Annotated in this window: 1 protein-coding gene; it reads right to left on the reverse strand. The window is 56.2% G+C overall.

The genetic code is table 11. The features are described from left to right. Positions 1-63: 63 nt before the first annotated feature. Positions 64-1,200, reverse strand: coding sequence for an IS481 family transposase (locus tag NX782_RS26200; RefSeq protein ID WP_258848437.1), 1,137 nt, complete (start codon positions 1,198-1,200; stop codon positions 64-66). Positions 1,201-1,289: the final 89 nt, after the last annotated feature.

The raw sequence follows: 1,289 nt of genomic DNA on the forward strand, positions 1-1,289 counted from the left end.
TGTATAGCACAGGGACATAGGTAACACCTGGCTAGGGACATCGGTAACACATGTCGTTCGATTTTAAGGCTCTTTTCTTAAGTCGAGCGTACGGATTTCTCGGTCACAGAAGTAGACCTTGAAGACGCCGTCTTCGCCAGCTGGGCGGACAGCCACGAGTTCGCCCAGCAGTCCTTCACCGACAAAAATCTCCCGGTTGGCAAACCGGATTTGTCCGCTTTTTCGTACCTTTATCACTTTATCGTGGCTGTCGTATTCGACGTCCGGCAAGGATGCTGGATATGGTCGGGCGCTCGCTGCATAACGGGTACCGGGTGGCTTCTGCCCCAGCGCTTCGTGCGGTCGTACGAGGTTGTACTGCTCGCGCCATTTGTCGAACGCCTGCTGACAGGCCTGCAGCGAATGAAAGCCTGTACGCTCTAGCAGTTCGCGCTTGAGCGTACGATGAAAGCGCTCGTCTTTTCCCTGCGTCTGCGGATGATATGGCCGGCTATGGCTGACGCGAATACCCAGCCGGATGAGCCACGCTTCCAGCCTGGAAATACTGTCTTCCCCAGCCACGCGCCAAGGCGAGCCGTTATCGCACGTGATCCGCTGCGGCATGCCGTAATGCCGAAATGTCTGGATAAGAGCTGCCTGGACATGGTCGTGTGTCTCCCGAGGACAAGCGTCCAGACAAACAGCAAACCGAGAGTGATCGTCCAGTACTGTCAAAGGATGGCAGCGGCCAGCCTGTTTGTCGGTGAGCGGGAAATGGCCTTTGAAATCCATCTGCCAAAGCACGTTTGGTGCCTCGTGCTCGAAGCGCAAATGGGTGCGCTCTACGCTGTCTGTCTGCGGCGCGATCTGGCGCCCATGTCGACGCAAGATGGCAGCAATCGTGTTGTGATGGGGCCTGGGCACGCCTTCAGGCAGCAAGGCTGCCAACTTGCGCCCGCCCCAGCATGGATAAGCATCATGCAGTGCCAAGATCTGTGCTTCCACCTCGGTGGCACTTCGATTCGGCGACGTTTGCGGCTTTCGGGATCGCTCCACCAGACCTTCGACACCTTCGGCCTGGTAACGCTTTAGCCAGACATAACCCGTCTTCCGGCTGATGCCAAATGTGCGGCAAAGGGACTGGATGTTAGCGCCTGGAGCTGACGCCAACATCGCAAACTCGTGACGAGAAGACATTTTGGAACACTCCTTCCAAGGCATCGCACGCTCCCAAAGTCAGCAGTGCGATGATCATAAAGAGTGTTACCTATGTCTCTAGCCAAGTGTTACCTATGTCTCTGTGCTGAACA

Source organism: Massilia norwichensis (genome assembly GCF_024753245.1).
Lineage (GTDB): Bacteria > Pseudomonadota > Gammaproteobacteria > Burkholderiales > Burkholderiaceae_D > Telluria > Telluria norwichensis.

What these genes read in the sequence shown, in the direction of transcription:
- NX782_RS26200 (WP_258848437.1), bottom strand. Translation starts at nt 1,200, where the DNA reads ATGCCTTGGAAGGAGTGTTCCAAAATGTCTTCTCGTCACGAGTTTGCG.